At 38.9% G+C, this 6528-nt stretch carries 8 protein-coding genes; all 8 read left to right on the top strand.

Annotation, left to right across the window (positions count from 1 at the left end; genetic code table 11):
* The first annotated feature begins 119 nt into the window (after positions 1-119).
* Positions 120-950, top strand: coding sequence for an ABC transporter ATP-binding protein (locus ACYQ21_RS14320; RefSeq protein ID WP_460059250.1), 831 nt, complete (start codon positions 120-122; stop codon positions 948-950).
* A gap of 64 nt (positions 951-1014) precedes the next feature.
* Positions 1015-2148, top strand: coding sequence for an ABC transporter permease (locus ACYQ21_RS14315; protein WP_460059249.1), 1134 nt, complete (start codon positions 1015-1017; stop codon positions 2146-2148).
* Positions 2135-2278: a hypothetical protein gene (locus tag ACYQ21_RS14310; RefSeq protein ID WP_460059248.1), complete on the top strand. Its 144-nt coding sequence runs from the start codon at positions 2135-2137 to the stop codon at positions 2276-2278. Before ACYQ21_RS14315 ends, ACYQ21_RS14310 begins: the two co-directional genes overlap by 14 nt.
* The gene (locus ACYQ21_RS14305; RefSeq protein ID WP_460059246.1) at positions 2275-3300 is read left to right on the top strand and encodes an ABC transporter permease; all 1026 of its coding nucleotides are present in this window, start codon (positions 2275-2277) and stop codon (positions 3298-3300) included. Before ACYQ21_RS14310 ends, ACYQ21_RS14305 begins: the two co-directional genes overlap by 4 nt.
* Before the next feature lie 139 nt (positions 3301-3439).
* Complete coding sequence (locus ACYQ21_RS14300; RefSeq protein WP_460059244.1) at positions 3440-4300, top strand: transporter substrate-binding domain-containing protein; 861 nt, start codon at positions 3440-3442, stop codon at positions 4298-4300.
* 64 nt (positions 4301-4364) lie between these two features.
* Positions 4365-5267 carry an amino acid ABC transporter permease gene (locus tag ACYQ21_RS14295; RefSeq protein WP_460059243.1) on the top strand — a complete coding sequence of 301 codons (903 nt, stop codon included), beginning with the start codon at positions 4365-4367 and terminating at the stop codon, positions 5265-5267.
* Entirely contained in the window at positions 5264-6025 is a 762-nt protein-coding gene (locus tag ACYQ21_RS14290) for an amino acid ABC transporter ATP-binding protein (RefSeq protein WP_460059241.1), read from the top strand. Before ACYQ21_RS14295 ends, ACYQ21_RS14290 begins: the two co-directional genes overlap by 4 nt.
* A complete protein-coding gene (locus ACYQ21_RS14285; protein ID WP_460059239.1) occupies positions 6025-6249 on the top strand; it encodes a DUF4059 family protein in 225 nt (74 codons plus the stop codon). Before ACYQ21_RS14290 ends, ACYQ21_RS14285 begins: the two co-directional genes overlap by 1 nt.
* Positions 6250-6528 lie beyond the last annotated feature (279 nt).

Genomic DNA, 6528 nt, shown 5'->3' with positions numbered 1-6528 from the left:
TTATATCCATGAGAACAAGGAAATCACAATTGTGTTTCGCTTTGCGGAACAAGAACAGGAAATCGTGGCATTGATAAAGTAATAGAATAGACAAAGGAAACTGTTTTCTTTAAATACCAGTGGCTAACGGATCGGGCAAAACGACTGCGATTAACTGTTTGTTAGCCTTGCTGAAATATGATAAGGGAGACATCACGATTTTCGGGAAACCGATGCGCGTTGATAGCTATGACATCAAACAAGAGATTGGGATTGTCATGCAAAATGTCGCTGTTTTTGAGCAGATGACAGTTTATGAAAATATTGACTATTTTTGTGGTCTGTATGTGAAGGATAAGTCAAGACGACAAGAATTGGTTAAGGAAGCCGTTGAGTTTGTTGGACTGTCAGATTATGTCAAAATGTTTCCTAAAAAATTATCAGGCGGCTTATTACGTCGCTTGAATATTGCTTGTGGTATTGCGCATAAACCCAAACTCATTATTTTAGATGAGCCGACAGTAGCTGTCGACCCTCAAAGTCGCAATAATATTTTAGAAGGCATTCAAGAGTTGAATCGTCAAGGGTCAACTGTGATTTATACTTCTCACTATATGGAAGAAGTGGAACAAATCTGCACAAGGATTGCCATTATTGACCATGGTCGCGTGATTACGCAAGGCTCAAGTGAGGAGTTGAAAGGCTTACTTAAGGTCGGTGAAACGATTAACATAGATGACATTGTTTTAGAAGAAACTGATTTAGCAGCCATTCATAGTTTACCGAATGTGCTAGATTTGATTTATCAGGGGCGAGCTTTGATGATTCGCTGTACGGTTTCTCAGCACAATCTGGTGCGGATTCTTGATTATCTGCAGGAACAGGATATTGCATTTGGTCGTGTTTTGTCAGAGTTGCCAACATTGAACGATGTCTTTTTAGAAATCACTGGCAAGCAGCTCCGAGATTGATGGTAGGTGGATGATAATGACATATGAAACAAGTAAAAACAAAGCATAGGAGGGAGGAACAAGCATGAGACATTTATTGATATATCGCTTAAAACAAACTCTGGGAGATCGGACAATTCTCTTTTGGACGATTGCTTTTCCCATGATTTTAGGTACTTTTTTCTTCATGGCTTTTGGGAATTTAGCTAAGCATGATGAAATCGCAACCGAAATTCCGATTGCCATGGTTGTAAGCAATCAGTCAGTTCAGGCAGAAACACAAAAAGCTTTCCTAACTGAGATGCAAAAGGAAAAATTGATTACGATTAAGGCTTACCCAACAGAAAAAGTAGCCAAAGAAAAATTAGCGGATGGCAAAATTAGCGGTTTATTTTATCTTGATCAGGCGTTAAGCCTGACGGTGACCAGATCTAATCTAAATGCTAGTATTTTAAAGGTAATTTTGGACAGCTACAATAAAAATGTCGCCATGATTTCCGATATTGCTAAAGCACATCCTGAAAACCTCCCTGCAGCTATTGCTGCAATGTCTGATTTGAAACCAGCTGTTAAAGCTGTGGCGCCTAATGGTAAAACAACGTCGAGCTTTATGCAATACTTTTTTGCACTAATTGCTTACGCTTGTTTGTCAGGTATCTTTTTAGGCGTGAACAATAGCTTTGAAACTCAAGCCAATCTTTCTGCCTTGGGTGCAAGAAGAAGTATTTCGCCAACGCCAAAACTTACTTTGATTTTAGTTGATTTCATAACGATTTTGGCGGTTGATTTTGTCAGTGTCTTGCTATTAACGCTTTATATTACGAAAGGATTTGGCATTAGTTTAGGCGATAATATGTTAGGAATTATTGTGACGGTACTGATGGGCTGTGTGATTGGTGTTTCCTTAGGTATCGTATTAGGTGCCTCTAATCACGCCTCAAGAAATCTAAAAATGGGATTGACCGTTGTTTTGACTTTGGTACCGTCATTTTTTGCGGGTCTGATGTTTGAAAATATGGGGATTATTGTCGAAAAGTACTTCCCTCTACTCAATCGTATTAATCCTGCCGCACTTTTGTCTGATGCCTTTTATTGTTTGAGTGTCTATGATAATCCAGCTCGCTATGCTAGAGATATGTGGACCTTGGCGATAATGAGTGTCGTCTGTATTGCCTTAGCTTTTAGTCTATTAAGGAGGGAGCGTTATGACAGTATTTAAAGGATTTCTACTTTTACTCAAACGAGATGCCAAATCTGTTAGTCTCTATCTTGTTATTTTCATAGCTATAGCTGTTATGACCCAATTATCAATGGGGATAATCAACCAACATCTACCTTCAAAAGCATGAGCACACGCATTGCGATAGAGGATAAAGATCAGAGTGAACTTTCTAAAAATCTGGTGAACTATCTTGAAAAAACACAAAGTGTTAAAAAAGATTTGACTATCAGTACTCCTGATATGATTCAAGAAAATCTCTATTATAGTAATGTTTACAGTGTCATCAAAATTCCTAAAGGCTTTGAAAAAGACTATTTTGACAAGCAAACACCCTTAACCCTGATTAATAAACCAGGATTTGATAGTACCTATGTGACCAGTCAAGTAGACCAATTTCTAAGAAGTGTTAAAGTCCTTCATGAAAGTGGTGACACTGTGGCGCAAGCCGTTCAAAAAGTTCAGCGCTATGACAGCCAAAAGTCCAGAGTCACGCTGATTGCCCAAAATAAAAGTGGTGGTGAAATGCCCTACCATAATTACCTTTTCCAATATCTGCCTTATATTTTGATTTCTATGACCAGCTATTCGCTCGGCATCATCTTAATCATCTATGCGGAACCAGATAAGAAAAGAAGAATGCTTTGCGCTCCAGTTTCTTATCGGTCTATGAATTTACAGCTCATGCTAGGTGCAGGAGTCATCGGTACTGGTCTATGGTTGATTTGTGGGGTTGCACTACCGATTATTTTAAGTACCAAGACATTTTTGGCAGACCCTAACCTCCCCTATTATTTGCTCAATGTCGGCTTGATGATCTTGGTTTCGTTGGCACTTTCATTCTTGATGAGTAAACTTATCCAAAGGGTCAATATCATCTCAAGTGTCACCAATGTTCTTGCGTTGGGGATGGGGTTTCTCTGTGGGGTGTTTGTCCCACTATCTGTCTTAAGTCCTGCTATTAAAAAAATAACGCAATTTTTACCGGTCTATTGGTATGAAGTGACGAATGAACTCATTGGTTATCAGACGACTTTCAATGCCTCGCAAAAAATGGCACTTTATAAAGGCTTTGGTATTCAGCTATTGTTCGTCATTGCATTGCTGAGTCTAGGCATGCTAATTGGCAAGTTGAGAGAGCAGAAAATTTAGCCAAAATATTAAGATAAGAAATAAAATCCTCCGGGGTTTTATTTTTTTTATGGCGGCCATAATCTTTCATGATGATGCAGACAAATGAAGTATGATAAAATAAAAATATCTTAATGAATAGAAAAAGGGGATTTTTTTGATGAAAAAATATAAAAAAATAATCGTGTCAGGTTTAATTTTAAGTGCAGCAGTTGCCCTTGCAGCTTGCGGTAAATCGTCATCAACTGCGACATCCGATACTTCAAAAAATGACAAAGTTACGACTATTACAGTTGCAACCGATGCAGATACGAAACCCTTCACTTTTTCTGAGAATGATCAACCGACAGGTTATGACATTGAAGTGGCGCGTGCGGTATTTAAAGAATTACCAGAATATAAACTCAAAGTAGAAGTGACTGACTTTGATAGTGTGATTGCAGGTGTAGACTCAGGTCGCTATCAGTTTGCGGCTAATGATATTGGTTGGCGAGAAGAACGAGCTGAAAAGTATTACTTCTCAGCCCCCTTGTCTAAATCGAATAATGCTTTTGCTGTGAAGTCAGATGTTAAAGTCAAAACCTTGGGTGATTTAGCTGGAAAAACTACAGAAGTACTTCCATCAGCAAATTACACCACCATTTTATCCAAATATAATGAGGCAAATCCGGATAAACAAGTTAAACTTAACTATGTCGATGGTAGTTATCCAACAGCTAGCCGATTAGCAGATGTTGACTCTGGAAAGATAGATTTTCTTTTATACGATGCGATTTCGCTTAAAACAATTATCAAGGATAAGGGGGTGGACGATTTGAAGGTGGTCAATATCGCCTCAGAATCAACAGATTCTCACGATGGTTTTGAGTATTTCTTATTTACCAAGGATGCACAAGGCAAGGAATTGAAAACTAAGGTTGACAAGGTCTTGAAAAAGCTAGAGGCAAATGGTACACTCAAAGAGTTATCAGAAAAATATTTTGGTGGTAATTTTGTGCCATCAGCTGATGCCTATAAATAATCTGAATTATAAAAAGGGTGTCATCGTCATCAGCTCAAAAAAGTATAGAAAGTTTTGATATACCATGAAAAAAGCAAGCAAAATAGCCTTCGGGATATTGGCAGTCTTTGTGTTAGCAATTGTGATTGTAAGTGTCACGGTCAAAGGGCAGTACACGTTTACTGAGTTCTGGACCATGTTTTTTGACAAGATTTTTAACTGGAATGCCTTTATTAGTGCCTTTAAACCTATCATCAGTCGGGTTCCAACATCCTTTATTATCACCTTGATTGCCATGGCGATAGGCCTTGTTTTAGGCTTACTTTTAGCCTTAATCAAGCTAAATCGAATTCCTGTTTTAGACCAAATACGTGCGCTCGCAGTTAGTTTTATTCGCGGGACGCCGATTTATGTGCAACTTTTATTGACTTATACTGGCATTCCTTTGATTCTCAAAGCGATTAACCTTAATTATGGCACGGCTTATAATATCAATGATATTTCGCCGATGCTTTTTGTCATTTTAACCTTTGCTTTTAATGAGGCAGCTTATAATTCTGAAACGATACGTGCAGCGATTGAGTCTGTCGATGTTGGTCAGATTGAGGCAGCAAAATCACTCGGTATGACTAATTTTCAAGTTTTTAAGCGTGTGACATTGCCAGAAGCAGCAACAGTTGCGGTAGCACCACTTGGCAATGCGTTGATGGGCTTACTCAAAGGGACATCACTTGCCTTTGTGGCAGGGGTGATTGAGATGACCGCCGAAGCTAAAATCATCGGTGGCTCTAGTTTCCGTGTTTTCGAAAGCTACCTCGCCGTTGCGCTCGTTTATTGGGCGATTAACCTCGTCTTCGAAAACTTGATTAGATTATTAGAACGGAAATTACAGATTACACCGAAACAAAAAAATAAAAGTCGCTTGATTCAAACCGAAAATCCTTTTGAACACGGCTATGTAGATAATGGTGGAGGAAATGCGATATGACCATCAAACTTTCAAATCTATCTAAGAAATTTGGCGACACAGTCGTCTTGAATGATATCTCATTAGAGGTTGAGCCGGGTGATGTGATTGCACTAATTGGGGCATCTGGTGCGGGGAAATCAACTTTTTTGCGATCGATTAATTATTTGGAAGCACCAGATTCAGGTCAGATTGACATTGATGACTTACATCTCGATTTTGCGACCATTAGTAAAACTGACATCTTGAGCCTTCGCCGTAAGACTGCCATGGTTTTCCAGCAGTTCAATTTATTTGAGCGTCGGACAGCACTTGAGAATGTCATAGAAGGCTTAATTCAAGTCAAAAAACTAGATAGAGCAACCGCAGTAGCATTAGCCGTACAAGAGTTAGCTAAGGTTGGCTTATCAGATCGTATTGATTATTATCCGAAATTTTTATCTGGTGGCCAAAAACAGCGCGTTGGTCTTGCGAGAGCATTGGCTATGCAACCGGAGTTACTGCTCCTAGATGAGCCAACATCAGCCCTTGACCCAGAATTGGTTAGCGAAGTACAAGAATCAATCGTTCAGGCTGCCAAATCAGGTCAAACTATGATTATCGTCAGTCACGAGATGGATTTTGTCTATCATGTGGCAACCAAGGTGATTTTTTTAGAACAGGGGAAAATCATCGAATCTGGCACGCCAGAAGACGTCTTTTACGCGCCTAAACAACCGAGAACGAAAGCCTTTCTCGCACGTCACACTAAAAATCTCGAAATGGGGAGTTTTCTTTAATGCAAGCTATTTTAGCTATCTATCTTAAATCTTTGTTGATATCAGCCGGTTTTGTCCTGCTGCTTAGTGGTCTCTACATGTTAGGAATCATTTCACGAAATTATGACAAGCCTGTCAGCGTCCGACAAAATAAAATTTTCGATGTCTTGTTGATTGATATCTTAACAATTCCAATCTTGAGTTTTGCTGTTTTGGCTATCTTGATTATTTTGAAGTCTAGATGATTGGCATCGTTAGTCAATGTCTCATTTGGGATAGTGATGACCTCTGAAAGTTGGGTATAACATCTAACCTTTGGTGGTCATTTTTGATGCTAACCAATCTGATATAAGGCGGTTAAAAAAGTCAACGAGATGATTTGATGACTGACCTTTTGAGCACGACAAACGCATGAAATAAATAGTTCCCTAGTATCTCTATTTATGTTAAAGTAAAAGAAAAGCTATTAAGGGAGTTCATGATGTACGAAATCTACGCGTATTTAGAAAGCGTCACAGATCCGC

The organism is Pseudolactococcus yaeyamensis (genome assembly GCF_054658615.1).
Note: the sequence above shows the minus strand (reverse complement) of the source record. Positions and strands in the feature narration are given on the sequence as shown.